Origin of the sequence: Microbacterium candidum (genome assembly GCF_030315975.1) — a bacterium.
GTDB classification, from domain to species: Bacteria; Actinomycetota; Actinomycetes; order Actinomycetales; family Microbacteriaceae; genus Microbacterium; species Microbacterium candidum.
In genome coordinates, this window is sequence record NZ_JASXSZ010000003.1 from 567501 (window position 1) to 594095 (window position 26595).

Below are 26595 nucleotides of genomic sequence, written 5' to 3' on the forward strand. Positions count from 1 at the left end.
GCTCGATCCCCCGAGTCTCACCATCCACCTCCGAATTGGTTGCTGCCAGTTCACCTTATCAGAAATGGTTGCTTTCGCTTCACCTTTTTATCGCCCCGGCGTGTCGACGGAATCTCGAGGGTCGAGCACGGCGGCTTCGAACGACGACAGCGCGCCAAAAGACACAGTCGGCAACTCACGCAGGTGACGACGAACCGAAGTGAAGGACGAGATCAGGGCCGCCCACGACTCTCGGTCACCGGGGATGGGCATCTTGATCTTTCGGACACCATCCATGTAGAGGCGTCGACGAACGGCGCCTCTACTTTCGCGGTCGATTTCGACGCGCCCCTGCTCACTCTTCAGGAACATCAAGAGGTACTCAGGATCGAAGGGTGCGTCCCCGGAAAGCCGGAATACCGTGTAGTCAGGGCTCACCCATCCGGCTTCTTCCTCGCGTCGGCAGAGAGCGATGGAACCGACGTTGACACGCATCGGGTTAAACACGAAGTCCCCGGGCCGCAACTCTCGGTAGCGGCTCGTGTCCTTGGCAGGGGCTCCCTTGAACGGGGTGAGGCCGCCCTCATTGCTCACGCCCACGAAACGGTCCGGCACCTGGCTCCCGGCGCGGCGCCCAGTCTCGACAACCCAGCCAGCGAGCTCAACGGCGGGCGAAAGCGGGTAGCTGTCGAGGTCGCCGTGCGATGCCGAGAGTGCGTCGGTCAGCTCAAGGAGGGTCGCGAGTTGGGCACGGAGCGACTCGATACGCTCGCCGGCCGCACTGGCATCGCTGATCTCGCCAGCTCCAGGCCACGGAATGTCGAGGTCGTAGCCACGCTCGACGATCGTGTCGTAATCAACCTCCCAGGCATACTCATCAGCGATCCCGTCTTGCAGCCACGCCTCCACGCCGGCGAGGGTATCCGCGGTCAGCGGGTTGGTCTTGCTGTAGGAGCGCTTTCCCAGTGGCGACGGCACCTGGTAGTACTTCACACGCTCGGTGCGCCCGCCCTTCGAGAAGAAGATCAGGTTGGTACGGGTGTCAGCGGCGGTCGGGAAAACACCAGTCGGCAGACGCACGATGGCCGTCACGTTGAATTCGTTCAAGAGGCGCCGACGCACCGTCGAGAATGCTGTCTCTGCGCGGTAGAGGATCCCATCGGGCAGGACTATGGCTGCTCGACCGTTGTCGCGGAGTTTCGCCATGCAGTGCTGCAAGAACAGCAGCTCGGTGGCAGCCGACCTGCTCGGAAAGTTCTGCTGCACCTGTGGGTTCTCAGTGCCGCCGAACGGCGGATTGGTGAGGATGATCGACACCTGCTCGTTCGGGCTGATGTTGCGCGCGTCCTGCTCGAGGGTGTTGCGACGCACGATCTGCGGGTCCTCGACGCCATGCAGGATGAGGTTCATTGTCCCGACGAGCGCCGCAATCTCTCCCGACTCCTGACCGTAGAAGCTTGCAGAGTTGAAGGTCGCGGCCTGCTCCTTCGTCTTCACCAACGGCTTGACGTGGGTCGCGGACGACACGAGGAATCCAGCCGATCCGCAGCAGGGGTCGTAGACCGACTCGCCAAGCTTGGGGTCGATGATACGCACCATCGACTCGACGACCGGGCGAGGCGTGTAGAACTCACCAGACCAACCAGCATCTGCCGTCTGTGCGAGCAGCGACTCGTAGATCACGCTCATCGCGTGGTGGTTGTCCATCGCGTGGAAGTTGATTGAGTCCACGATCGCGACGACCTCTTTGAGCGAGTACCCCGACTTCATGACCGTCCGGATCTCAGCGAAGATGGCAGCGATCCGCTCCGCCCGCGGGCTGCCCGAGAGGCCACGCAAGTACGGCAGCAGGTCATCGCTAACGAACGTGATGAGCTTGTCGCCGGTGAGGTCGCGCGATCGAGCCCAGTTGCCCCAGCGGTACTTCTCACGGAAGAGGGGGCGATAGGTCGTGCCGTCGATCTGCGCAAACGTCTGGCGCTCTTCCTCCACGGAGTCGAACACCTTGAGGAAGAGAAGCCAGGTCAGCTGCTCTAGGTACTTGAGCGCGTTCTTGGTGTTGTCATCCGCGCGCATCTTGTCAGACGCGGACTTGATCTTGGCTTGCAGCTCGGACAGTGTCATTCGTCAATCTCCAACTCAAACAGCGCGACCTGGACGGCGCGCAGAAAACCACCGACGGCTGCAGGGCCGCCGAACATCTCAGTTACTCCGAGCACGCCACCCCAGTCGGTGACGAACGGGCTCAAGCCGAAGATCTCGCTCGTCGCGATCTCGCCAACTCCTCCCAAGCGGAACTTGTCCAGCAGTGCAGTGATAAAGGCACCGTCGATGGTGGGGTACTCCGCATCGATTCGAGTTACCGCAGCCGTTGCTCGGGTCCCGAGGCCGACCAATGAGGCACCGAACGCCACAGCAGCGAGCAGATCGAACCCGTCGACGTCAGTCCGCGCCAGCACGAGGGACAGCAGCTCGGGCGTCACCTGATGGAGGGCGAGATACTCTTCGAGTTCGCCTCGGGTCTTCGCCGCCTGCCAGATGGATCGCAGCTCCTCGAGTGTCTGTACGCGCTCGAGAATCACCTCACGCGCGCGCGCCAGGTACTCGCTTGGCTTGAGGATGTGACCGTTGCCGAGGTCAACCTCGATCTCCTCCGCGATTGAGACTTCGATCCCTGAAATCTTGAGCCGCCGTTCGCCCTGCGAGGGCCGTCGAAGCGCAACGACCATCTGCGTGGCCTCGCCCGTCGTCGTGTCGACGCGCAGGTGGCGACGCGTGTATCCACTCGCAGTAATGAACACGTCAACCACCGCGGGAGGAAGGGACCCAACGCTAAATGCGCCATCGTCATCGGTGCTGGTCTCAGCAAGGAGACGCCCTCCGAGCCGCACGGAGATCGAAGCGCCTGCGATCAGCTCCGCAGTCTCATCATCCCGGACAGTGCCGGCGACGGATGTCTCCCCTGCGAGGGGTCCTTGGACGCTGGGCAGGGAAGGCAGATCCCAGTCGTCAAAGAGACGAGTAGCGTTCGTGTAATCGATGACGCGGAAGAAGGTCTTTCCAGTCAGTTCATCGAGGCGGCTGCCACGACCGATGATTTGCTTGAACGTCGTCACGGAACCAACCGGCTTCATGAACACGATGTTGCGAACTGACGGCGCGTTGACGCCGGTGGTCAGCAGGTCGACGGTCGTCACGACGACGGGCTCAGTACTGCTCGCGAGCTGGAACTGCTCAAGCAGCGGCATCGCGTCCCGTTCCTCACTGACGATCCGCGCTGCGTAGAGATTCTTGCCCGTTTCCGAGCCAAGCAGGCGCTGGAGCTCGCTCCGGACCAGCTCGGCGTGCTCCATGGTGACGCAGAAGACCATCGTCTTGTCGAGGGCGCCGTACTTGCGCAGGACGCCGGCGAGATGCTCGCAGAGCACGCGGGTGCGATCCGGGACGATGATCTCGCGCTCGAACTCCTTCATGTCGTACACGTCGCGCGGCGTCGTACCCTCGGGCACCAGCAACTCCGCGCCCTTCTCGACCTCGTCCTTGATGACGAGTCCGTCATCGACAGTCGTGTTGACGCGCAGCACCTTGTAGGTCGCCAAGAACCCGTCGTCGATACCGCGGCCGAGCGAATACTCGTACACCGGGCGTGGCTGGCCGTCCGCATCCAGATTTTCGGAGGCGAAGAACGCGTAGGTGTCGATCGAGTCGTCCTGCTTCGGCGTCGCGGTCATGCCCAGGTGGAAGGCGCCGGAGAAGTAGTCGAGGATCGCTCCCCAGTCCCCGTAACCGCTTCGATGGCACTCGTCGATGACGACGAGATCGAAGAAGTCTCGGGGGTACTGCTCGTAGACACGGCCGCCCGCAGCCGAATCGGCGTAAAGCGATTGATAGATAGCGAAATGGACATCGCGTTGAAGCGGCACCTGGCCGTTGACGACGACGCCTCGGCGATCACCAAGGCCGCCGAACTCGTTGTATGCCTGATCACGGAGGCTGACTCGATCCGCAATGAAGAGCACACGCTTGACGTACCCCGTCGTAAGGAGCTTGTGTACCAGGTTGAAGGCGATGAAGGTCTTACCGGTTCCGGTTGCCAGCGAAAGTAGCGCTCGGTGCCGTCCGTTCAGCATCTCCTCGATGGATGCGCTCACGGCACGCTCCTGGTAGTAGCGCATCGGACGTGCCCCGGGGAAGGCGAACGCTGGCTGCAGCAGGGGGTTGGGAACGGTCTCTCCCGAGCGCGAAGTAACAGTGGCCCCACGAGACGGCGCAACGTTCTGCCAGCGCTCGAGGAGCTCTTCGGGTGTCGGGAAGGCATTGAGGCGGCGCACCGCGCCGGTCCGAACGTCCTGTTCGACGATCTCGTGACCGTTGCTCGCGAGCGCGAATGGCGCGTCGACGTCGACCGCATATGCGAGCGCTTGCTGAAGCCCCGCGCCGGGTGCATGCGACTCATCCTTCGCCTCAAGCGCCGCGAGGATCGCACCCCGCGGCTCAGCGCGGAGGACGTAATCGACGAATTGCGGTTCGTCACGCACGGTCTGCTCGCCGAGGAGCCGCAGCCGACCAGGACGGTACTGATACTCCTCCTCGACCAGGCTCTCGTCCCAGCCTGAAGCCGCCAGCATCGGATCGATGAGCTGGGTCCGCGTCTCGCGCTCACTAAGGGCCATAGAGGTATTGTTGCACGAAACTCGGACATACCCCCTCCAACAGACCAACACGGTCAGAATGGGCGTATCGGTCCCAGACAAGCATCGCCGGCCCCAGTACGCTACCTGCGGCGGCCGACATCGCGCGTGATTGGCAAGAGGGAATCCCTCCCCCGACGCCAGGGACGACAGCGGGCGACGTTGAGGTGCGTGACCGCGGTCGCTCAGACCGCACCTGCAGAGACATCGTGTCGCACCCGCCGGAGGTCATACAGCCGGAATGCCTCGCTCAGAGTCAAAGTCGCCGCTGCGAGCGCCGGACCAACGTCGGTCTCGAGGTCCCCGCGAAGCCGCACGACGGAGCTGCCAGAGTCTTCTCGCACGGCTTCACTCCGATCCATCCGCATGATGCCGAAGTGGTACTGCGCATGAGCTGCGGCGCTGCCCGATCGCCACACGAACTGCGTCCCAGCAATCAGAAGGTCGTTGCCCACGCCGTGCATGTGCTCTGCCACCCAGTCGATGGCGTTCGTCTGGTTGAACCTGATCTTCGTCACGTCCTGCTTCATGCCGAGGGTCGTCGCTACCTTCTGTAGGTGGGCCTGCCGCTCGCGAATCTGCTCGACGAACTCGGTGCGAGCATCCTCGGACACGCCCTTCGGGATCCTCATGTTCCGGAAGGACGTCACCTGCGCTCGTAGATCGTCGGCACGAAGCTCCAGCGCCCGCTCACGCCGCTGCTGCCTTGATGACGGCGCGAGTACCCAGACCGTGTTCACGGCCGCAACGAACGCCGTCCGCGCGACGGTCATGTAGGCCGTCGGATACATCGTGCTGGTTGCTCGCATCGCATCGAGGGCGAAGTCCAGGTGCTCGGACGAGATGCACATCGAGTACCAGATCAGGTTCTCGACGTTGAGTCCTTCTATCGAATCGGTAGCTAGCGAGCTCTGCGGCTCCGGCGGCTGCGGGTCCTCGGCGCGCCTTCGCCAGGCCTCAACAGCCGTCGAAATGCGACCCAACCGCTGGGGCCACCCGCCATCCTCGGACTTCTGCGGCTGCTCCGAGGGCGCCCGGTTCGTCATGGCCGCGCCTTATTCCACGCTTCGCACGCGACTCTGTGACAGGGAGGGCTCATGCCCAAGTTTGGCGCGCGGGCCCCTCTCGGCCCCCGCGGTGCTCGATACCTTCCGGGTTCTGGCCATGTTGCAGCCACCCAGTCATATCGCCCTGCGTCGTCGCGGGCTGGTCGTCGCCACCGGCGACCGCGTCGTCGTAATCAGGGCGTCCCATTGTCGTTCTCCTGGAGAGCGCCGAGCACCGTGCTCAGGTTCCCGCTTGCGCTGCCCGTCAATGTTCCGGTGGAGTCGCCGATCAGAAAGACGTAGTCTCCCGGCGAATCGTCGCCAGCGACGCTGTCTTCGTAGTCAGGCCGTCCCATGTGTCATCCTCCCAATACCTCGACCGCGAACACCACGGTCAGCGCCGCCGCCGCCAGCGCGAGTGCAGCGAATCCCCACCACACCCAGACCGCACGGGACCGAAGGTCGGATTCACGCTGAGTAAGTGCGTTGGCCTTGTCTTCGATGATCTGCGACTCGACCTGCAGCGCGCTAGTGGTGCTGTCTGCGTAGCGGTCGACAAGACGGCGGGCTTGGATCCCCATCCGCTTCCCTGGTCGTACCGCGACCGCCGCGCAGGCCAACGCGACGCAGGCGAGGCCCAGGGCGGCCACCCCGAACGCGGGACTCTTCGTCCAAAGCTGCACCGTGGACGCGGCAACCAGGACACCTGCCGAGACCGCGAGGAAAGAAGCCTTGCTGTTCACACTGACTGTGCGGTCCGCCGCATCTGTCACGAGCTTGTCGAGTTCCTCATTCAACAGCCGAACACGCGCGAAGCGCGCGCGGCGAAGCTCATCGTCGGAGTTTTTCGCGTCGAGCGCTAGCTGCGTCACATCTCAGATTCTAGGGAAGACCTCCGACGTTGAGGCAAGGAGGGCACGACCGGCTCCTCATGCGATGAGCTTGTCCAGCCGTTCCTTGATCTTGCTACCCGATCTGTACTTTGGAGGGCACGCCGCAAGCCAGCGCTGAAGGACGGCGATCTCCTCGTCTCGCCGTCCGAGCTTGCGGTGGATGATGGCGGCTTGCTCCGTGTACCAGGGAGCGGGCTCGCGACCCTCCCGCGCAGACTCCGCCCCTTCGATTGCCGCGTAACAGAGCACGAGGGCATCCTCGAGACGCCCGTCCCGCTTGAGTTGCTTGATCGGCTCGACCAGCTGGAGGTAGTGGACGCCATTGACCATGCCGTCGGCGAAGGTAGCTGCTCGGGCTCCTCCCCCGGCGAGCGCATCCGCCACCATCTTGTCGATGTCGGCCTGGTGCGCCGCGACCTTCGCACCCGACGACAAGGGCGGGCGATTGCTCTCCGACCATTGCCACTCAGGTGCGCCGTCACCCAACCAAGCCCACGCCTCGGCACGCAGGCCTTTGGGCAGCAGCTGCGTGAATATCTGGACTCGCACCGATCGAGCACCACTTGTCGAGAGGTCGATGACGCGCGCCAGGTAGCCAGGTAGGTACCCGATCTTCTCCCCCTCGACGTGGACAGCAACGGCCATAGGGTCAGCCTGATTCTCTGGCTCCCGCTGCAACGTGCCGCCGACCTCGAGGTAGCCGCCCGAGGCGACGCCTCGACGCTCGGCGAGGCGCGTGATTGCGTCCTTCGCGAAGGTGGTTGTTCCGGTCAGCTTGACGAGGTCTTGCTCTCTACCGATCGAGTAGGTCACCTCGATGCGAATGCGCCCCGAATTGGTCTCCTCGCCGTGGTCGGTGCGCACGGCCGGCTCGATGTCGCGCCTTCCGCCTGGGCCCGAGAAGAGCTTCTTGACAAGTCCCACGTCCCCGATCCTGGCAGACACGTTGTCCCGGGCTCGGGATCGTCAGCCGAGACAGTCTCGTCGGCACGCGCCAGGCCACACTCGTGGTCACCGCGTCTTCTACGACTCAATTGAATGGGTCCGGGACACCTGGCGCCGGGGTGAGTAGTGTAAGGGCACTTGTTGAATCGCGACAGATTGGGGATGTCGTGTCTAAGGCCAAGTTCGGGCGGACCAAGCCGCACGTCAACATCGGAACGATCGGTCACGTCGACCACGGCAAGACGACGCTCACCGCCGCTATCTCGAAGGTGCTCGCCGAGAGATACCCGTCCGATGTCAACGTACCGGTCACGCTAGCGTCGATCGACTCCGCTCCCGAGGAGCGCGAGCGTGGCATCACGATCAACATCTCGCACGTCGAGTACGAGACCCCGAAGCGTCACTATGCCCACGTCGATACCCCCGGTCACGCCGACTACATCAAGAACATGATCACCGGTGCCGCTCAGATGGACGGCGCGATCCTCGTGGTCGCCGCTACCGACGGCCCGATGGCTCAGACGCGCGAGCACGTCCTACTGGCGAGGCAGGTCGGCGTTCCCTACCTCGTTGTTGCCTTGAACAAGAGCGACTTGATCGACGATGAGGAGATCCTGGAGCTCGTCGAGCTCGAGGTCCGCGAGCTGCTGTCGAGCGAGGGCTATGACGGCGACGAAGCGCCAGTGCTCCGCGTCTCGGGCTTGAAGGCGCTCGAGGGCGACCCGCATTGGACGCAGTCCATTGTCGACCTCATGAACGCCGTGGACGACACAATCCGCACACCGGCACGCGATCGTGACAAGCCGTTCCTGATGCCGATCGAGGACGTCTTCACCATCACCGGCCGTGGCACGGTCGTCACGGGCCGCGCCGAGCGTGGCACCCTTCCGATCAACTCCGAAGTTGAGATCGTGGGTCTGCGCCCGACGCAGAAGACGATCGTCACCGGTATCGAGATGTTCCACAAGCAGCTCGACGAGGCCTGGGCCGGCGAGAACTGCGGTCTGCTCCTCAGCGGTCTCAAGCGCGAGGACGTTGAGCGCGGCCAGGTCGTAGCGCTGCCCGGGTCGGTGACCGCACACTCGCGCTTTGAGGGCATGGCATACATCCTGTCCAGGTCAGAAGGTGGCCGGCATAGCCCCTTCTACACGAACTACCGCCCGCAGTTCTACTTCCGCACCACCGACGTCACCGGCGTCATCACGCTGCCCGAGGGCACCGAGATGGTCATGCCCGGCGACACCACCGACATGACGGTCGAGCTGATCCAGCCGATCGCCATGGAGGAGGGCCTCGGCTACGCCATCCGTGAGGGTGGCCGCACCATCGGGGCCGGCACCGTCACGAAGATCCTTCCGCATGGCATTGAAGACGATCCGAAGCCGTCGGTCACGGTTTGGTATGGCACGAACCGGCTGCCGACCTCGGGGGACGCTCGTCTCGGATTCTTGGACGGCCAAGACGACACGACCCTGCATCTCGGAAAGTGCACCGTGGACGTTCCGGAGTCACACAAGTTTGGCGAAGCCGAGCGGCCGTGGTGGAGCAAGCTCTGGAAGCTCCAGCGCAAGCCGGACGGGAGTTTGCGCCTGACCAAGATCGAACCAGCCGAATCAGCGGACGCCTTCGCCGCTGATCTGCGTAGTGCGATAGGCGAACTGGGGCCGGATGAGAATCGAGCGCTCGTCTACCTTCACGGCTACAACACATCCTTCCGCGAGGCGGCCATCCGCGCCGCGCAACTCGCCACCGACATCAACCCTCCGGGGCTCACCGCGTTCTTCAGTTGGCCCTCCCATGCCCGGGTCAAGCGTTACGCGGGCGACGCCGAACGGGCCGAAGCAAGTGAGAGGTTCTTCATCGAGTTCCTCCAGGTGCTAGTGGACCGCGCTGGAATCGAGCGAGTCGACCTCCTAGTCCACTCGATGGGGAACCAGGCGTTTGCTCGTTCAGTTCGGCGGATGGTGCTCGACGCGGCGACAAAGCACATCCACTTTGGTGTGATCATGCTCGCTGCGCCAGATATTGATCCGACGCTGTTTCACCAGATCGCACCGGAGTATTGCAACGCAGCAGACAAGGCCACGATGTACGTCTCCACCAAGGACATCGCGCTAAAGGCCTCGAAGTACATCCACAGTGGACCGCGGGCTGGCTACTGTCCGCCAGTGACGATCGCGGCCGGCATCGACACCGTAGAAGTGTCGGATATCGACTTCTCTCGGTTGGGCCATGGCTACTACGCCGATGCTGCACCATTGCTCGTCGACATGAGATTCCTGATCGACGGCCAGCTCGACCCGCGCCACCGTATGAGACTCACATCCACTGCGACGGGCTCGGGCGAGGCATATTGGCGCTTCTACGCGTAACGGCCATGGCGCTCCGACATGGCCGCCCGTCCGAGTGTCCCGTCCCATGGTGACCGTAGCGTTGAGTCATGCAGCAAGTACCCGAGCCCGCACTCGTCGATTGGATCCGAGACTGCGTCGCCCAGATTCGAGACGCCTCGGAGTTCACGGTCAGTACTGTCCACTCCGATGAGTTCCTGCTTCTGTATGGCCTGATCGCTCGCACGTTCCGCTATAGCGATGCCCACCTGACGCTCGTCGACGAGGGTATGGATGGTGAGTCAGTGCCGCTCGCGAGAGCTGCGTTGGAGCACGCCGTGACCCTGCAGTGGATCTTCGTCGTGGATGGCGGTGTCACGAAATTTCGGAACTCGATTGCTCACGACCGGAACGATCACTATGGCAATCTCGCGAACTGGATGGACAACGACGAACTCCGCCGGGCGGTAGAGAAGCTCGACTCGCCACCAGAGGGGAAGCGGCTGGGGTCATTCATGAGCATGCTGCGCGAACTCGACCACAAGAACTTCCTGGAAATGAACTACCACCTGCTCTCGCAACAGGTCCATGTCACACACAGTGCAGTGACCTCGTTCCTCATGCAGGGCGACGCGGATGAACTCCACATCCTGTACGAGCAGGAGTACCCCTATCGCTACCAGGCGATCTACGTCTGCGCGATCGCCTGCATGCTGGCGCGATGGGTGCTGGCCCGCCTGACGAGCGACGAGGTGCTGCTCGCCGAACTCGATCGCGTATCCGACGATCTCTTGCTTCCAATGCAGCTTGCGGACAACATCACCCCGCCCCTGAAGCGTCGGAAGGGCATCTAGCTATAGAGCCGGACCCGTCGAGGTCGAGTAGTTCGGCGTCCCGTTCCAGACCCAGCTTGGGCTGTCTCCGTCGGCGTAGCTATAGGTACCGGTTCCCAGAACCATCATGGCTGCATCGACGTCGAGAGATGAGGCAGGTTCTCGCGAATCTGCAGTGGGTGCTGGACGACATCGGAGCAAGCGATCGCATGCAGGAGCCACCGAAGCCGGTCGCACTCGCTACGCTTGCCGGCAACCTTCCCATTGCAGAGGTGATCCAGCGCCTCGCCGAGCTCCAAGCGCAACACCCGACCGCAATCGTGAGGCGCGGGCGAGCGAATCGATGGGAACTCTGGCCGCCGGACGAGTCCTGACACTCCGGCAACTGGGCCCCGCTGCCATTGAAAAGGGCGGCGACCGCTCCAGCTGAGAGCGCGTGGCTCTCGAAGCTGGGCAGTCGCCGCCTGGCGCCTGAGATTGTGGCTCAAGCTGCAGGAGGAGCCTTCCGCGCGGGATCGGACGACGGGGTTGGCGCGATCTGATCTTGCTCGTCATCGACGGCCACGACGCGAACTTCCTGAGCCATCGTCCAACGCTCCAGAGTGACCATCGCCCAGACGAGCGCGTCGAAGTAGTCCCTGTAGGTCACCTGGTTGCGATACCACTTGGAGTCATCGGCCACACGGACCTCGACGCGCCAGTGGCCGGGGTGCATCAGCGTGTCGATCACCTCCTTCGGCACGTCGGTGCTGTCGCCGTTGCGGTCTGGCAGCCCGACGAGCACAGCGTCGCCGACAAGCATGGCCTTCTGCCGCGCCCCCGGGACGTGGTGCCACCAGAGGAACGAGACGCGGCTGTTGAACGGCAACTGCCGCAGCAGCCCCTCTTCGTTGACGTAGATGGTGACGCCAAGGGTGGGGACGTCGACCGCCTCGATCCATCCACCGACGGCCGCTTGGTAGTCCTCGAGCCGTGCGAGTTGGCGGGGCTTGAGAGGCTCCTCCGCCGCGGCCGGGATGACGATTCCGTGAACCATCGATCCCACCTCCTTACTGTTGTCGCGGCCGAGAACCCGGTTGGTTCTCTGGCGAAGCCGCGGGGCAGCAACGAGGGGTAGATGAGGGACGCCGTTGTATTTTCTACGGCTTCTCAGCCTCAACACGACGGCCCATAATGAGGCGCAGATATGAACGGCGACCTACAAGAGACCATCAAGAGCGCAGTCACCGAGAACGTCGCAACCGCGATGAAGGTGGCGATGGGTGTATTCGCTGAAGCGCTCAATGGCCTCGCGACACACATGGACGAACGGTTCGAAGGTCGTCTGGAGAACCTCGAAGATTCGACTCGTGAGGGCTTCGATCGGGTCGACACGACCCTCGAAGGGATCATCCCCCGTCTTGATGACGACGAAGTCGAGCGCGCCGCGCTCACTGCGCAGCTGAATCGCCGCGAAGACTGGATCGTCGAAGCCGCGCCTGTCGTGCGCGTCGACTACGCGCCAGGCTCGTAGCACCGCTTCAGCTTGTTGATTGGGCAACTGCCCGGGAAGGAGCGTTCGGGCGCTCAACTCCCCGGGACAGCCGCCCCTCTCCGTTCCCCAGGACGGGGAGGGAGTCTTGATCAGGCTGAGCCCGACCTGGCACGCGGAGCCTTCGCCCCGGTACCGCCGAAGATGGCCTCGATCGCGCTTTGCTTGGTCTTCGCCTCGCGCTCGATCTCGGCCCGCACCGTCTCGGCTCGCTCGAGCACCTTCGGGTCGGACTTGCTGGTCTCGACCCACGCCTCGAGGGCGATCCGGATCTCTTCGGTGACGCTGCGGTCGTTGAGCTGGGCGATGACGTCCAGCTGCGCCCGCAGTCCATCAGCGATCCGCACCGCCAGGGTGCGAATCGGGCCGAGTGCGGTGGAAGGCACCTCGGCGGGGTTGTTCTCACTCATGGTGAGCCTCCTCATCGGAAGCGGCGGACGATCCCGGGATGGGATCCTCTACGCCGCAGCCCGACGAAGAGCGGACGACTGAGTATGAATCGACTCGCGGAAAAGTCAATACCTGTTGTCCATTCCACAACGACGACATCCGCGCCGAGTGCGTCGCCCAAGGTGCTCAAGACACCGCCTTGTGCGAAGCCGCGATGTCCGGTCTTGCCGCGATACTGGGTCGGTGAGTACCAAGAAGGTCGGCGGACTGATGGGCGACATCGAGCGGGATCTCCTCGCCGATAAGCCCCTCGACGCGCTGCTGCGGAAACTCATCCTGCTCGGCGGCAACGCCGGGTCGCCGGAGCTTCGCGCGTGGGCCTCGCAGGAGCTCCGCGGTTACGACAACGACGCCGATTTGCCCTCCTATCGGACGGTGAACGCGCCGCTCCAGATCGACGGGGCTGTTCCCGGCGGGATCATCCAGCACCAGACCATTTCGTCGATGGATCTCCCGGACTTCGCCCGGGACGAGATCGACGAACTGGTGCACCTTCGCATGGGCGTCGGCGAGATCCACAGCATGGTCGAACAGCACAAAGGCGACAAGCTCGTGAAGCTGCAGCCACCAGGGGCTGCGCTCCTCGTGAGCTACATGAACGGCACACAGCAGATGAATGGCCACATCACGGCGCTGTACTGGAGTGTCAGCACCATCGCAGTCGAGGGTGTCCTCAGTCAGATCCGCACGCGTCTGGCCGAGCTGATCGCGGAGCTCCGTTCGGGCACGCCGCAGGGGCAGGCGCTGCCGACGCCCGAGCAGGCCGCCAATGCCGTCAATGTCGTGATCAATGGCCGTGGCAACCGTGTGAGCATCGCGCAGGCGGCAAACGGCAGCTCGGTCACGACGCAACCCGAAGCTGAGGAGGGCAAGCGGTTCTGGACGACCGCCCGCCTCATCGGGGCGGGAATCGTGGGCCTCGCGACGATCATCGGCACAATCCTGGCCGTACTGCAGTTTCGATTCTGAGCCCGAAGAAGGTGGCTCGTCGAGGGCCGGACGGTCGGGACGCTGGGTGGGCGAGCACGTTAGGGTGACGACATGCAGTCGCCGTTCGTCGTGGAGGTTCCGCACAGCCGGTACTTTCTCGACGACCACTGCGCAAACTGCCTGAACGAGCTCAGCCTTGATATCCAGGGCCTGTACTGCTCGACCTGGTGCCAGGAGATTGCGGCTCATGTCCGCTACCTCCGCCGCGTCTTTCGAGACGGGCGATTCCAGGACCCCGATGTGCAGCTCGCGATCAGGACGAAGAACGCTTTCCTCCTTATCGGCGGGTACCGCTCGCTCGGGCGCCAGCTGACACCTCAGATCCGGACCGAGATCCGGCTCCGAGACGGAGGACTCTGCCAGCAATGTGGCAAGCCCGGCGTTGAGGTCGACCACATCGCCGGGAACTCCGACGATCCCGCCAACCTGCAGCTGCTCTGCTTGGACTGCCACCATGCGAAGACGGCGGAAAACTTCGTGCCCGCCGACGACGAAAGCCGAGCACTGCTGTTCGGCATGATGGACGCGCGTGTCGCGCCCGACGAACCACGCATGCTCGCCGACGACGAGACCAGCTGGAACGGGACCTGGCGCGCACTGCAGGCCGCGCGCAAGGAGCGCTTCCTGGCCATGCTGCGTGCCGAAGGCATCCGCATCAGCAGCAAGGACTCGCACGCCGAGCGGGTGCTGGCGTATCTGAAAGCGACCACTCCGGCGGAGCCTGAGGCATCCGAGCCAGCACCGTCGTCCGGCGGCGATACGTTCTTCAAGGACCTCATGCGCGACGTTTGGAGATAGACCCGATGCCACCGACCGAGGACTGGATCGCGCCCCGCGGGCTCTGGCCGCTGACTGACAGCCCCGCAGGGATAGAGATCCCCGACCACGTCATGAACGACCGCACCTTGTCGCTTCAGGCCAAGGCGTTGTTTGCGCTGCTCCTGGCCGAGAAAGGCAAGCCGGTCAACCCCTACGAGGACGCATACGAAGAGCCCGAGACGATTGCAGCCGCGATCCAGGAACTCATCGACGCGGAGATTGCCGTCCGGGTGGAGCCGTGAAGGACCTCATCGGATATCAAGAGCGCACCAATTGGATGGGCGAGGAGATTCTGACACTTGCAGATATCTGGCCCGACCAACCGCGGGCCATGATCGTCGGGCTCAACCCCGCACCGCCGAGCGTAGAGGCTGGCCACTACTACCAGGGAAGATCTGGGCAGGGACAGCTTCGAAGACTCGCTGCCGCGCGACTGCTTGATATGCCCTCGGGACGCCACTTCGAAGATGCGGTGCTGGCGGCAGGAGTCGGCTTTACGGACATCGTCAAACGACCAACAACGGGTGAGGACGGCGTCAGCAAGGCGGAGATCGCGCATGGGTCTGGCCTGCTCGCCGACGCACTCAGCGCTCGTGGCGTCGAGCTGATCGTCTGCGTGTTCCGCCAGCCTGTGAAGGCACTCCTCGGCGACGAAGGTTCGCCCGGGATACAAGCAAAGCGCACCCCGTGGGGTGCGCAGGTGTTTCGGATGCCTGGGCCGTATCAAGATGCGGCGTCGGCGGCGGTCGCGATGCAACAGCTTGCAACTGTGTGGAGCACCATGAATCGCACGGACACGATCTGAGGTTCGACGATCGATCGTGTACCCACAGTGGCAAGTCCGTCTAACGCGCTACTCGGAACCCGAGAGATGAGGCCGAGTACGATGACGGCTGTTCCGTCGCGACCGTCATTACGCCCCCGGAGGAGCCGCTGGCGTAAAAGCCACCACGACGGAACGCCCGAGTGCCTGTGTCCGCGTAGTTCGCGTAGACCATCCCAACACCCTGGGCCGAGCCCCAGGCCGACACGCCAGAAAGGCTGTCAATCGAGGCCAACGTACTCGGGCGAGAGCTGGTAGCGAGGTTGCCTAGACTCAACGAGCCAAGTGTCCATTCGCGCCAGCTCCAGGCGGCGTCGCCAGATACGCCGACTTGATTCATCGTGAGTGTCGGCGTGCCGACTGCCTGTTGAGTCCATTCGTATACGTTGCCGCTGAAGTCCCAGATGGTGTCGCCGCTGGAGAGATAGAGCACGCGGGGGCCATTTCTATCTACAGTCGTGCCCGTACCACCCGTAATGCCGTTCAGCGCGTCACTGTCGTCTGTCGAAGCGGCAAGCGCGCTGCCCGGGTTGTTGTTGATGTGACCTTTGAAGATGTAGCCGGAGCCGACCTTGCCGCCGGTCCAGTTGTAGCTGACCGAGAGAACATCCGCGGCGATGGTCATCCACTCCGCTTCCGTGATGAGGTGACCCCCGGCTGCAGTCGCCGCCGCGATCGCGGCCGACTGCGCGATGCTCACCCATGGTGACCCACTGGCGGTGGAGACGGCGTTGCCGCTGCCGTCGTTCTTCGCCTCGTACTTCATCACGCAGAAGTCGCTGGTGCCGAGGGCGCTGTTGCCGTAGACGAACGCATACCCGTCTGCACAGTCGATGTTGTTTTGGATCTTCTGGACCTCGGACTTCTTCTTCCACTGCGCAAGCGTTGAGGCACGCGCCGAGTCTTTGGCCCGGTTCGTGACGTTGTTGAAGGCGACGATCGTGATCGCTGCCAGAATCGCGATAACGATGACCATAATCAGGAGTTCAACGATGGTGAAACCATGACGAGCGTGCGCTTTGGGAACGGTGATCACGCCGGTCATAGAGCTGGCCCCGTCGAAGTGGAGTTGTTCGGCGTGCCATTCCATATCCACCCTGCGGACTGTCCGTCTGCATAGTTTGGAACGCCACCGCTTCCTAGCGAGACCATGAATGCGTCAAACCACGTTACGGTGCCGGCTGCGAGAGCGTTAGAGAAGAGGGCGTACACCACAATGTTGGTCGTACCTGCGGGCGCGGTTCCTGAGGCTATCGCACGGGTCCACGTTGAGCCATTCGACGTGAAGACTGAGCCATCCGTTGAGCCAAGAATGGCGTTGCTCGCACTCCTGAAGTAGATTCGCGCCCTGATGGGGTCTGCAGACCCAGCACTCTTTAGCGAGATGCCAACGTTCACGGTCTGCCCGGCAATATCTCCGGTCGTGCTGGTGAGCGAGAGGTAGTTGCCACCGGCCGTGCCGTCGGCTGTGTACTTGACCGACGCAGCCCCCTGAGCTGCGGTCGTTGAGTCCCAGACTGCTGTGCCTCGTGATGGCACCCACGCAGTAGTGTTCAGCTCGGCGCTCGGGTTCGTGAAATAGTTCGTGATCGGCACTACTCCGTTGGCGCCATGCCCGGGGCAAGCACCTGCGATTGGGCTCGTCTGCGTAGTGTTGTTTACGAAGTACGACACATTGTTCGTCGTTGCCGTGATGCAGTACGTCTGCGGTGAGGCCGATGCGTTGATCGAGTACTGGTATGTCGTGCCGGCCTGGTCAGGCACGCCAGCCGTCGCCAGATCAGCTGGTGCCTGATCGGCGTTGGTCGTCATGTAGACCATGACCTTCTTCGCGGCCTGCTCGGCGGCGGAGGCGGCGGCTGATGCCTTAGCCCGGTTCGTGACGTTGTTGAAGGCGACAAGGGTGATGGCCGCCAAGATCGCGATCACAATGACCACGATCAGGAGCTCGACGATAGTGAAACCCGCACCCGCTCGGATTGGAACGATTGGACGCCTTGAGGAATCGTCTCGCAGGAGGATTAATCCGTAATCAGAACTAGTGCGAGTTGCCCATCGCGTCATAACTGGCACTGAGTATGAAGCATGAGCGCGATTCGTTCAAGGCTTCCATTGCCGTAGTTTTCACAACAGTCGCGGATATGAAAAGAGCCCGCCGAGCGACGAGCCCGCGCGGGCTCTTCTCATGTCGCTCGAGACGGGCTCGAGATCTCGCGGTTCAGTGAATCGCGAGGTTGCCGGTCAGGACGCCCTGGTCGACGCGGGCGAAGTGGTCAATGATCACGATGCCACGGACGAAGGCAGTTCCGCCAATCTGTGCATGGTTGCGCAGCGTGACGCGGCCGATGACAACGGCCTCATCACCGATCCGCGTTTCGTGGCTCAGCTCGCAGTCGCCCACGACGGTCGCGGTGTTCTCGATGATCGAGCGGCCGAGGAGCTTCACGTTCCCCGACACCGTTGCACGGTCGCAGACCATCGCATCGACGCCCACGTACACCGAGGGTGCGACATAAGCGGTCTGCGCGACCAGTCCGCCGCCGTTTGGGTGCGCATGGAAGGTCTCGTGGGTGGCCTCCACTTCGGCCGGCTGCACGGCCAGGACGAGCGCAGGGCTCGCCAGCAACAATTCGTTCATGATGTCCCCCAGATGGTTGATCCCAGTTCCTGCGGATGCAGGCGCAACGGTGCCGGATTTGATCAGCCGGTGCCGTCACTCCTACATCCCCAATGGGGTGATCAGGCGAGGTCATGCAATTGGGTGGGCGCTTGCGAATGAACGAGACGGAAAATGCGTTGAGAGGCGATGCCAGATATCACGCTCAACTGCGCCTATTTATACCACTCGTCACGCATCTTGTCAATACTTTATAGCGCCATTTCTGACGGAACTAACGCCACATCTGGTGCCGACGACTCGGCAAAGCGATGCAATTGTAGGTCGACCAGATCAGAGTAGTGAATCAAGCTCGGGGTCATCAGCTCTGAATTCACAAAGCAGCACAGGCTTCTCGCCGAAGAACTGCTCGGTGAACATCTGCCGAGCTTCCACGTTGAGCACAGGGCGAACGAAGCCTTCGGTCTCGGGCTCATCCCAGGCGTCATCATCGCAGGGTGCGACGAGATGGTCGACCAAGTACTGCGCCCGGGTTCGGATGTCTCGCTCCTCAAGGGGGTCATCTGGAGTATGGGCTCGCAGCACCGTCCAGAGGTACCCAATCGCCTCCAGCAGAACGCGCCGGCCGTAGCCGTAATGCTCTCCGTGCCACTCAGCGCTGGGCTCGAGCACCCGACGCTTGACGAGATCGAACTCTGGCACCTGATCCGTGAGCATCAGTAGCACCCCGCGCGCCTGCTCCTCCCGCCACTCGTGACCCTCCAGGCGTCGCTTACGGATCACCGCATCGCGCTCGATCCAGGCGTCGACGAATGGCCCCGGTTCGAGCATCCCGTGCGTCGCGATCAGCTCGCGTCCGAGCCGTGCGTCGGGACCGAACTCGCTGTCAAGATAGCCGCCCAGGTATCCACGCAGCCCGTGGGTCACCATCCACTTCGTGAGGTCCGGGTGCAGTGCAGCTTTGCGCAGGAGGTGCTGCGACCATGCATATTCAAACATCGCCTCGTCGCTAATGTCATTTCGCGACGCCAGCCATTTGGCCATTCGTTTATAGAGCTCCGGGCGGCCAAACGTTCTATGCATATTGAGCGCCGCGACGTCGTAGGCATAGATGATCGTTCCCAGGTTGCGCGTGGAGCGGGCGAGCTGGGTGACGAACGTGTCGATTTCATCGGGCATTCGCTTCGCGCCAGCCTCCCCGGCAAATCGCGCCTGAAGCGCCGACACAAGCTCCGTGATGATCCGGGGCCGCCGCTGTGCGAATTGATTCGCAGAGAAGGCCATGTCGCCTGACAGCACCGTCTGTTTTCTTATTTCGATGGTGTCGTCATAGAACTCAGGTTCGCTCGCAAGAACGACCTGCGCGATACGGCGGTCGACGGGGTCTTTCATATCGAGAATCGCACCCCGCAGTGTCTGCTCAACCTCCAGCGCGAGCGAGTGGCGCGCATCCGCGTCGTGGAGAACCCGCGGGCCCCGAAGTGCGATGAGGACGTCCGGCACGGCTTCCAGTCGCGCGGCGGTCAGCCGACGTCCACGGCGTCCGAAGCCCTCGACGGCATCTTGGAGCGGCGAGACGCCCTTTCGCGTCGTTGCCGCGTCGCTCGTCGGTTCAGCCCCCACAACTTTCCCCACAACTTTCCCTGATGCTTTCAGACCGCCCCGATTCGTAGCGTCGAGATAGAGCGAGCGACCAGACAGATCGCCCCTCGGATTCTCTCCGGAGGCCGAGGTAGCTCAGCACCAGCTGAGGCACCCCGCGTCAGCAACACCCACCTGTTACCTGCAACAAATCACAGGAAGGACACGTCGATGACGTTTCTCACCGTACCGCGGGCGCTCGAACCTCCTGGCCCGAAGCACCTCTCCGCGATCCGCGAGTCTCTTCGGGAGATCGATGCCACTGTGCACCCGTCTGACCCGACCACCACCCTCACCCCGATCGGAGCCTGATCATGTCCACGAACCCCCAGCTGATCCCCCTCGAGAAGCTCGACGACCATCGCCGCGCGGAACTCGCGACCGAAGTCGTCGACCGCGTCCTCGACCAGACCCTCCTCGTGCTGGAGGACATGAAGGACCTCAAGCTCCTCGTCCGGGCCTTCTCCGTCCGGCATGGGCGCGCCGTGGACGCTGCGATGAACACGCTCCTCGACGCCCTGGAGGCACTCGCCCCGGATCTCGAGTCCGTGAGCACGCACCCGGAGACCTGGAACCGCCACAACTAGCAGCACCGAGCCGGGGCGGCTCAGCGCCAACTGAGCCGCCCCGTTGTCACGAAGTACTACCCCACCCATTACCAGTCACAGTTCAAGGAAGGACCGTCTCATGACGTCTCTCACCGTACCTCGCGTCCGCACCCTCGCGGTGGGCGCTGCTCTCTCGCTCAGCCTCGGGCTCCTCGCCGGCTGCGCGGCACACGCCCCTGGGGAGCTCGGACGCCTCCAGCAGATCCTGGAGACCTGCCCGAAGGACCAGCCGATCAACGCCTACGTCACGACCGACGGCACGGGCACCAGCCAGGACCAGGCGATCACCACCGAGCGCCTGAAGTCCATCCGCACGGTCGTCGACCGTGTCGCCGTCTGTGGCGGCCACCTCACGGTCACCGCGTTCGGCACCAACTCTGTCACTGCGCCGATCCTCGACGCCGACATCACCGTCGACGGCGCGACCCCCAACGCGCGCCTGCGCCGCGTGCCGAAGGTGACGGAGGAGGTGATGGCGCAGGTCACGAAGAACTACGACGCGGCCATCGCCGCGCTGCCGCGGCAGGGGACAGACGTGACCGGCCTGTATCGGCTGTTCGGGGAGGCGAAGGCCGAGCGCCCCGGCCAGCGGCTGGAGGTGTTCGTCCTCACCGACGGCCTCACCAACCAGGGCGTGAACATCGACCGCTCCCTCAGTACCGCCGAGGCGACCGCGCTCGCCGACACGGTGTCGGTGCCGGACCTGTCGGGCTCCTCGATCTCTGTGGTGGGGATCGGGCGGGTCGCCGGGAACCCGGTGCCGTCGACCTTCATCGACGGGCTCAAGGCGTTCTACACCCGCCTGTGCGAGAAGACCGGCGCTGACCAGTGCCTCGTGGCAACGGACGGGAAGTAACGACGATGCGCACCCCCAACGACCCGATGGTTGCAGCACTGGAAGCCGAGAGCAGGGCAGAGCAGATCGCGCTCCCCCGTATCGACGAAGCCGCCGCCGTCCCGCGCCCCGCGAGCATCGGCACGACCTACGCCGAGCTGGAGAACGAGGCGCTGGAGGACGAGCAGCCCAAGCTGTTCGCCGCCTCCGGTACCGAGCTCTCTCGTACCCCGAACGCCGAAGCGGCGGGCCTCGCGCCCGCCGCGGAGGCGGGGCAGCGCCTCGCGGATGGGCACGTCCCGATCCTCGAAGCCACCGAACGGCGCGTCGTGGCCATCACCGATGCTCTGGCGTCGTATCGGCGTCGCCCGCCGAAGGCAGCCCGCTGGCACTACGCCACCAAGTCCGCGCTGCTCATCGGCGACGTCACCGGCATCGCCGGGGCAGCGATTTGGATGGGTGAGGTGCCCGTCATGGCCGTCATCATGGCGATCTCCGCAGCAACCGCTGCCGTGACCGCCGGCCTATCCGGAGCCGAGGTGCGCGACGTCCGCAACCGTGAGCGCCGCGCTCGCCCCGCCGAAGATCTCGCGCAGGCGCAGCAGCCGTTCGCGCACCTCTTTCGGGCCCCCGACCGTGGCTGGCCGTTCGTGAAGGCACTCGTGTGGGTGTCCGTCGCCGTGGCCGCCACGATCGCGACCGGCATCTTCGCCCTCCGCGCCACCATCGACGACCCCGTCGTCGGGTTGGTGTTCGGCGGGTTCGCGGCTGCCATCGCGGCTGCCAGCTGGATCGAGTCCTACATGTACGCGGACGACATCGCGGACCTGCTGGACAACACCAGGGCGGACTACGAACGCGAGATCCTGCGGCACCAGACGCTGGGCGCGAGCACACCGTGGCGACGCCGCGAAGAAGCCCTCGTCGAGGCGGAGTCCATCACCACCGAACACAGCTACCGGGGTGAAGCGGCGCAGTCCCACCTGAAGGCGATGCGCTTCGGGATCCTGCGCCGCAACCCCCAGGTCGTGGGCCATGCCCCCGCAGCCGAGAGCCCGGCTACCCACCAGACCGCCCGTCGAGGAGGTACCAAGTGACCCCGCACATCCATCCCTCCGGCGTCCTCCCGGGCGGCATCCTGCCGCTCCGCGCCGAACGCTACGAGAAGCAGCCCTGGGTCGAGCTCGGCTGGCCCGGCTTGGACCCGAAGGCCCCCTGTATCGACATCCTGGTCTTCGACGACTCCGGCTCCGTTACCGCGGCCCACGGTGCTGATCCGGTCGGCAGCCGGTTCACCGAGGCGAAGCATGCCATCGCGAACGTCGCCCAGTGGACGCACACCCGCCGATCCAAGATCGCAGTGCTGCACTTCGATCACCCGCATGGAGCTTCGGGCGTCCACCCGCTGACCGAGCGGCGCCTGCAGCAGAAGCTCGACCCGTCGCTCCGGACGCCGCGGATGGGCAACGGTACGAGCGACCTCAGTCCGAGCCTCGCCGAGGCTGAACGACTGGCCGAAGCCCACCCTGACCACGACACACGGCTGACGGTGTTCTCGGACTTCGAGCTGACGGATGCCGATCCCGGTGCAGTGCTGACCCGGCTGGAGAACTTCCCTGGCCTGGTGCACGCGGTCGTCCTCGGCCGCAACGCGCCGCTCGATCTGGATGCCGCGGCGAACATCACCGTCACCCCGCTCAGCGAGCGCGACGCACCCGGGACGTTCGCCGCCGCGATCCACCGGTCGCTGACCGCCACCCGACGCGCGGCCCGCTACTCGGTGGTTCACAGCCCGCGTGGCGGACGGCAGTTGCTGCCATGACGCCGCCGGCCACCGTCTCCTGCCTGCACCAGTCGCAGACCCTCCGCAGGCGAATCTCACCCCCGTTGTCGAGCGACTCGCTCATTGACAGCCAGACCCGATCCGTTCTTACTCATCCGTCTGCCCGCCGTAACCACGGGCGAGGAAGGAGACTCACCATGTCCAAGACCACGATCACCACGACGGACCGCAGCCCGGCGCCCGGCATCGAGAGCACGCCCGAGCAGGTGGCCGCACCGCAGCGGTTCGGCTGCATCATGGCGGATCCGCCCTGGATGATCCAGCAGACCGGGGCTCGCGGCGCCAGCGAGCACTACGACCTCATGACCCTCGACCAGATCAAGGGCATGGGCGACGCGATCAAGGCCCTCACAGAGGACGACGCCCACCTCTGGCTCTGGGTGACCAACGCCACGCTCCGCGACGGCTACGACGTCATGGAGGCCTGGGGCTTCACCCCGCGCTCCCCGCTGACCTGGGTCAAGCCGCGGTTCACGCTGGGGAACTACCTCCGGAACGCTACAGAGCACGTCCTGTTCGGGACCCGTGGCAAGGCGCCGGTGCAGTTCCGGTCACAGCCGACCTGGGCGTACTGGCCGCTGCTCGAGCACTCCGTGAAGCCGGATGAGATCTACAGCGTCGTCGACAGGGTGTCGGGACGGGACACCAAGAAGCTCGAGCTCTTCGCCCGCCGCCAGCCGCCGGTGCCGAACTGGTCGGTGTGGGGCAACGAGATCGAGAGCGACGTGTCGCTCGCGCGGTGGGGGTACCCCGTGCCCTCCGACTACTCCCGGCAGGACGCTCCGACTCCGCTCGCCAACGAGAGCGAGGAGTGAGCCGTGTTCTGGGACGACGGAAAGAAGAAGCCGAACGAGAAGAAGGAGGGGATCATGACCAGGCTCTTCCAGGCCTGCCTGCTGCTGCTCGGGTGCGTCATCGCGCTGGCCATCGCGGTGCACCTGCTGGCCCAGTTCTGGGGCTGGCTCGTTCTGCTCGTCGCCATCGCACTGCTCATCGGCGCGGGCGTCTGGGTCGCCCGCTGGTGGCGAGATCGGCGGTGGTGAGCATGAGCACGATCACCTCTGTCGAGTCGTTGCGGAATGAACAACACCCCTTGACAGACCGGGCCCATTCCCTCATAAACGGTCGTCCCCTCAACGACGGCTGCTCCGGAGCGGCGACCGGCGAGGCGTTCATCAACAACCAGGAAGGAGGTGACCTCACATGACCAACAGAGCCAAGCGACGCAGCCACCCGAAGCGGAACCGCCGGGTGTGGGTGAACTCCGAGCTCAACCACGACCTGCGTCCCGCACAGATCGCGACCATCATCACCAGGGCGGGCCTCGAACAGGCGCGTCGCGAAGCCCTCGCCCGAGCAGAGCACGAAGCCCGCTCGAGTCGTGAGGTCGCCGCCGTGACGACCACGGAGACGGATCATGCCTAAGCCGTTCGTCTTCACCCGCATCTACCTGTCGCGTCCCGTTGATGCAGATGCACTCGAACACCTGACGCATCGCCTCATGGCATCCGATGTACCGCGGCCTCTCGCGTTGGAGGTGCGTGGCCAGGACGACGGCATCCAATACGTCCTCGGGTGCGCACCGACCGCGGTGCACGAGTTGAAGCACCTGTTCGTGAGCTTCATCCCAGGCATCAGCTTCGGCCCCGCCGACCGCACGCCGGTCATCGCGGCGGGGAACGTCGTCGCCCCGAGGAACGGGCTGCCACTCGCGCAGCCGACACCGGAGACGCTCGCTGGGAGCATCTACGCGGCGCTGGATCGCCGGAAGACCGGCGAGTCCATCGTCGTCCAAGTGATCCTCGGCCGGGCACACGCACCTACCTATGTATCGTCCGGCGTCGCTGACCCGCACCAATCCATGCCGCACCGCCTGTGGCGTGGGACACGGGCCGCGGGCAGTGACGTGCGGCGGAAGCTCGCCGACCACACCAGCAGCAGCCGCCTCGACGTGACACTCCGGCTTGGCGTCGCCGGACCGGACGCAGAGCGCCGCCGTGCCCTCGTTTACTCACTGTTCGGAGCCGTGCAGCAGCTCCAAGCACCGGGGGTTACGCTGCACCTGAGCCGCGAGACCGCCGTCCGGGTGAATCTGGCTCAAGTGGGAAGGGCAGGACTGAGCCTCACGGCCCATGACCTTGCCGCTGTCGTTGGTTGGCCGGTCGGCACGCGTGACTATCCCGGTGTCGATCCGTTGCACCCGAAGCGCCTGCCCGTGCCCACTGGCGTGACGTCGAAGGAAAGCCTATTCGCCGTCGGGACAGCTCCCGGCCCGGAGCGACTGGTCGGGCTGACGGCAGAAGCGCGTCTGAGCCATCTGTCCGTCATGGCGCCGACCGGCTCGGGCAAGTCGGAAGCTGTGCTCGCCCCGCTGCTGCTGTCGGACGTCGCGGCAGGACGCCCGGTCGTTCTCGTCGACCCGAAGGGCCAGCTGGTGGAGTTCCTGACGGACTGCCTCGGCCCCGAGGTCGCTGAGCGCCTCGAGATTTTCAACCCCGCCGACTTCGAAGGCACCGCCCGCTTCAACCCGCTCGATGCCCGTGGTCGTGATGCTTACGCCGTCGTCGATGGCTGCATGGCAGTGTTCAAGGCCGTCTTCAAGGAGGGTTGGGGACCTCGGACCGAAGACATCCTGCACTCAGCCTGCCTCAGCTTGGCCATCGATGGGCAGCGGCGGAACAAGCCGCACACCCTGCTCGACATCCCGACACTCCTCACTGACGATGCCTTCCGCCGCTCCGCCGTCGGGTCGATCGCGGACGAGGTGGAGATCGCCCGGTTCTGGGCCCGCTACGACGGCATGAGTCCGGCGCAGCGGGAGCACGAGATCAGTGCCCCAATGAACAAGCTCAGACGCTATCTCATGCGAAAGGGCGTGACCGCCGTCCTCGGCGACCCAGACCCCGCCTTCCGGCTCCGCGACATCTGGAAGACCGACAAGATAGTGCTCGTCGCGCTCAACGACGGCCTGTCCGGCGTGCAGACCAGCCAGCTCGTCGGCGGCTTCATCTGCGCCGAGGTCTTCATGGCCGCCCAGGAGCGCGCCGCGGAGAAGGACCCGAAGAAGACCCCGGGGTTCGTGTACGTCGACGAAGTGCGCAAGTTCCTGCACCTGCCACTCCCGATCGGTGAAGCGCTGGAAATCTGCCGCAGCTACGGCGTCGGCTGGGCCCTCTTCGGCCAGGGGTACTACCAACTCTCCGGCGACCTCGCCGACGCCGTCAGCGAGAACACCAAGAGCAAGATCACCTTCGCCGCCGGCCAGAAGGAAGCGCGGCTCATCGCGAAGCAGACCACCCAGTTCACAGCCGATGACGTCCTCCAGCTCCCCAAATACGAGATCTACGCCAGCCTGCTCACGGGTGGCGGCTCGAGCGGCTGGTTCTCGGCCCGCACGCTGCCACCACCCAGCAGGCTCGGCCACGGCGCGGCACTGCTCCATGCATCGCGCCAACGGCACCAGCCGCCGCCCAAACTCTCGCCCTCGTCGTCTCCGATGCCTGAGCCCTCGCAATCCCAGGCATCCGACGAAGCGGCGACGAAAACGAGCGCCCCACATGTGAAGCGGAGACGAACATGAAGGCCTTTAGGGAGCGATTTCGTAAAGCAGACGGTGTACGAGTCGATGCGCCACTCGCAGCACTGACTCCCACCGTTCAGCCCCACAGTTTCAGCCCCTCCCAGCCCTTCTGGGATGGAACTCCCGCTCCAATGAGCGGGT

At 64.2% G+C, this 26595-nt stretch carries 28 protein-coding genes and 1 pseudogene; 17 read left to right on the forward strand and 12 right to left on the reverse strand.

What is annotated here, in order from left to right; all coding sequences use genetic code 11:
- Positions 1-87: 87 nt before the first annotated feature.
- The 6 genes from QSV35_RS12095 to QSV35_RS12120 all read right to left on the reverse strand — a co-directional run bounded on the left by QSV35_RS12095 (position 88) and on the right by QSV35_RS12120 (position 7533).
- Complete coding sequence (locus QSV35_RS12095; RefSeq protein ID WP_286289004.1) at positions 88-2103, reverse strand: N-6 DNA methylase; 2016 nt, start codon at positions 2101-2103, stop codon at positions 88-90.
- Positions 2100-4652, reverse strand: a complete 2553-nt coding sequence (gene hsdR / locus QSV35_RS12100) for an EcoAI/FtnUII family type I restriction enzme subunit R (RefSeq protein WP_286289005.1) — start codon at positions 4650-4652, stop codon at positions 2100-2102. The genes QSV35_RS12095 and hsdR overlap by 4 nt, the downstream gene beginning before the upstream one ends.
- A 203-nt stretch (positions 4653-4855) precedes the next feature.
- A complete protein-coding gene (locus tag QSV35_RS12105; RefSeq protein ID WP_286289006.1) occupies positions 4856-5716 on the reverse strand; it encodes a hypothetical protein in 861 nt (286 codons plus the stop codon).
- A 194-nt stretch (positions 5717-5910) separates the two neighbouring features.
- Positions 5911-6072 (reverse strand): hypothetical protein, encoded by a 162-nt coding sequence (locus QSV35_RS12110; RefSeq protein WP_286289007.1) that lies wholly within the window; start codon positions 6070-6072, stop codon positions 5911-5913.
- Positions 6073-6075: 3 nt separating this feature from the next.
- On the reverse strand, positions 6076-6588 hold the full coding sequence (locus tag QSV35_RS12115; RefSeq protein ID WP_286289009.1) for a hypothetical protein: 513 nt from the start codon (positions 6586-6588) through the stop codon (positions 6076-6078).
- A 57-nt stretch (positions 6589-6645) separates the two neighbouring features.
- Entirely contained in the window at positions 6646-7533 is an 888-nt protein-coding gene (locus QSV35_RS12120) for an HIRAN domain-containing protein (RefSeq protein ID WP_286289010.1), read from the reverse strand.
- A gap of 188 nt (positions 7534-7721) precedes the next feature.
- On the opposite strand from QSV35_RS12120, the pseudogene tuf reads away from it, so the two are divergent.
- The 3 genes and pseudogenes from tuf to QSV35_RS12135 all read left to right on the forward strand — a co-directional run.
- Positions 7722-8909, forward strand: a pseudogene (gene tuf, locus QSV35_RS12125) (elongation factor Tu); the annotation flags it as partial.
- 138 nt (positions 8910-9047) lie between these two features.
- Entirely contained in the window at positions 9048-9926 is an 879-nt protein-coding gene (locus QSV35_RS12130; RefSeq protein WP_286289110.1) for an alpha/beta hydrolase, read from the forward strand.
- A 68-nt stretch (positions 9927-9994) separates the two neighbouring features.
- Positions 9995-10738, forward strand: a complete 744-nt coding sequence (locus QSV35_RS12135) for a DUF5677 domain-containing protein (protein ID WP_286289011.1) — start codon at positions 9995-9997, stop codon at positions 10736-10738.
- Positions 10739-11201: 463 nt separating this feature from the next.
- Here QSV35_RS12135 and QSV35_RS12140 read toward each other — a convergent pair whose 3' ends face one another.
- Entirely contained in the window at positions 11202-11753 is a 552-nt protein-coding gene (locus QSV35_RS12140; RefSeq protein ID WP_286289012.1) for a DUF3846 domain-containing protein, read from the reverse strand.
- Between the two features lie 150 nt (positions 11754-11903).
- Between QSV35_RS12140 and QSV35_RS12145 the strand changes: the two genes are divergently transcribed.
- The gene (locus tag QSV35_RS12145; RefSeq protein ID WP_286289013.1) at positions 11904-12230 is read left to right on the forward strand and encodes a hypothetical protein; all 327 of its coding nucleotides are present in this window, start codon (positions 11904-11906) and stop codon (positions 12228-12230) included.
- 110 nt (positions 12231-12340) lie between these two features.
- On the opposite strand, the gene QSV35_RS12150 is transcribed toward QSV35_RS12145, so the two are convergent.
- The gene (locus QSV35_RS12150) at positions 12341-12658 is read right to left on the reverse strand and encodes a hypothetical protein (RefSeq protein WP_286289014.1); all 318 of its coding nucleotides are present in this window, start codon (positions 12656-12658) and stop codon (positions 12341-12343) included.
- 223 nt (positions 12659-12881) lie between these two features.
- Between QSV35_RS12150 and QSV35_RS12155 the strand changes: the two genes are divergently transcribed.
- The 4 genes from QSV35_RS12155 (at position 12882) to QSV35_RS12170 (ending at position 15312) form a co-directional block, all read left to right on the forward strand.
- Positions 12882-13667 carry an AbiTii domain-containing protein gene (locus tag QSV35_RS12155; RefSeq protein ID WP_286289015.1) on the forward strand — a complete coding sequence of 262 codons (786 nt, stop codon included), beginning with the start codon at positions 12882-12884 and terminating at the stop codon, positions 13665-13667.
- Positions 13668-13739: 72 nt separating this feature from the next.
- Positions 13740-14486 (forward strand): HNH endonuclease, encoded by a 747-nt coding sequence (locus QSV35_RS12160; protein WP_286289016.1) that lies wholly within the window; start codon positions 13740-13742, stop codon positions 14484-14486.
- A 5-nt stretch (positions 14487-14491) separates the two neighbouring features.
- Positions 14492-14749, forward strand: coding sequence for a hypothetical protein (locus tag QSV35_RS12165; protein WP_286289017.1), 258 nt, complete (start codon positions 14492-14494; stop codon positions 14747-14749).
- Entirely contained in the window at positions 14746-15312 is a 567-nt protein-coding gene (locus QSV35_RS12170) for a uracil-DNA glycosylase family protein (RefSeq protein ID WP_286289018.1), read from the forward strand. The genes QSV35_RS12165 and QSV35_RS12170 overlap by 4 nt, the downstream gene beginning before the upstream one ends.
- A 40-nt stretch (positions 15313-15352) precedes the next feature.
- Here the strand turns inward: QSV35_RS12170 and QSV35_RS12175 are convergent, their stop codons facing one another.
- The 4 genes from QSV35_RS12175 to QSV35_RS12190 form a co-directional block, all read right to left on the reverse strand.
- Positions 15353-16426 carry a type IV pilin protein gene (locus QSV35_RS12175; RefSeq protein ID WP_286289019.1) on the reverse strand — a complete coding sequence of 358 codons (1074 nt, stop codon included), beginning with the start codon at positions 16424-16426 and terminating at the stop codon, positions 15353-15355.
- Entirely contained in the window at positions 16372-17394 is a 1023-nt protein-coding gene (locus tag QSV35_RS12180) for a type IV pilin protein (RefSeq protein ID WP_353618975.1), read from the reverse strand. Before QSV35_RS12180 ends, QSV35_RS12175 begins: the two co-directional genes overlap by 55 nt.
- Positions 17395-17548: 154 nt before the next feature.
- Positions 17549-17968, reverse strand: coding sequence for a hypothetical protein (locus tag QSV35_RS12185; RefSeq protein ID WP_286289021.1), 420 nt, complete (start codon positions 17966-17968; stop codon positions 17549-17551).
- A 312-nt stretch (positions 17969-18280) separates the two neighbouring features.
- Complete coding sequence (locus QSV35_RS12190; protein WP_286289022.1) at positions 18281-19570, reverse strand: hypothetical protein; 1290 nt, start codon at positions 19568-19570, stop codon at positions 18281-18283.
- A gap of 189 nt (positions 19571-19759) precedes the next feature.
- Here QSV35_RS12190 and QSV35_RS12195 point away from each other — a divergent pair, with 189 nt between their 5' ends.
- The 9 genes from QSV35_RS12195 to QSV35_RS12235 all read left to right on the forward strand — a co-directional run bounded on the left by QSV35_RS12195 (position 19760) and on the right by QSV35_RS12235 (position 26454).
- Complete coding sequence (locus QSV35_RS12195) at positions 19760-19900, forward strand: hypothetical protein (protein ID WP_286289023.1); 141 nt, start codon at positions 19760-19762, stop codon at positions 19898-19900.
- 2 nt (positions 19901-19902) lie between these two features.
- The gene (locus tag QSV35_RS12200; protein ID WP_286289024.1) at positions 19903-20175 is read left to right on the forward strand and encodes a hypothetical protein; all 273 of its coding nucleotides are present in this window, start codon (positions 19903-19905) and stop codon (positions 20173-20175) included.
- 100 nt (positions 20176-20275) lie between these two features.
- Positions 20276-21052 carry a hypothetical protein gene (locus tag QSV35_RS12205; RefSeq protein ID WP_286289025.1) on the forward strand — a complete coding sequence of 259 codons (777 nt, stop codon included), beginning with the start codon at positions 20276-20278 and terminating at the stop codon, positions 21050-21052.
- 5 nt (positions 21053-21057) lie between these two features.
- Complete coding sequence (locus QSV35_RS12210; protein WP_286289026.1) at positions 21058-22128, forward strand: hypothetical protein; 1071 nt, start codon at positions 21058-21060, stop codon at positions 22126-22128.
- The gene (locus QSV35_RS12215; RefSeq protein WP_286289027.1) at positions 22125-22853 is read left to right on the forward strand and encodes a VWA domain-containing protein; all 729 of its coding nucleotides are present in this window, start codon (positions 22125-22127) and stop codon (positions 22851-22853) included. Before QSV35_RS12210 ends, QSV35_RS12215 begins: the two co-directional genes overlap by 4 nt.
- 158 nt (positions 22854-23011) lie before the next feature.
- A complete protein-coding gene (locus tag QSV35_RS12220; RefSeq protein ID WP_286289028.1) occupies positions 23012-23689 on the forward strand; it encodes an MT-A70 family methyltransferase in 678 nt (225 codons plus the stop codon).
- A 3-nt stretch (positions 23690-23692) separates the two neighbouring features.
- On the forward strand, positions 23693-23917 hold the full coding sequence (locus QSV35_RS12225; RefSeq protein ID WP_286289029.1) for a hypothetical protein: 225 nt from the start codon (positions 23693-23695) through the stop codon (positions 23915-23917).
- A 160-nt stretch (positions 23918-24077) separates the two neighbouring features.
- Positions 24078-24299, forward strand: coding sequence for a hypothetical protein (locus QSV35_RS12230; protein WP_286289030.1), 222 nt, complete (start codon positions 24078-24080; stop codon positions 24297-24299).
- Positions 24292-26454, forward strand: a complete 2163-nt coding sequence (locus QSV35_RS12235; RefSeq protein WP_286289031.1) for a type IV secretory system conjugative DNA transfer family protein — start codon at positions 24292-24294, stop codon at positions 26452-26454. The genes QSV35_RS12230 and QSV35_RS12235 overlap by 8 nt, the downstream gene beginning before the upstream one ends.
- The last annotated feature ends 141 nt before the right edge of the window (positions 26455-26595 follow it).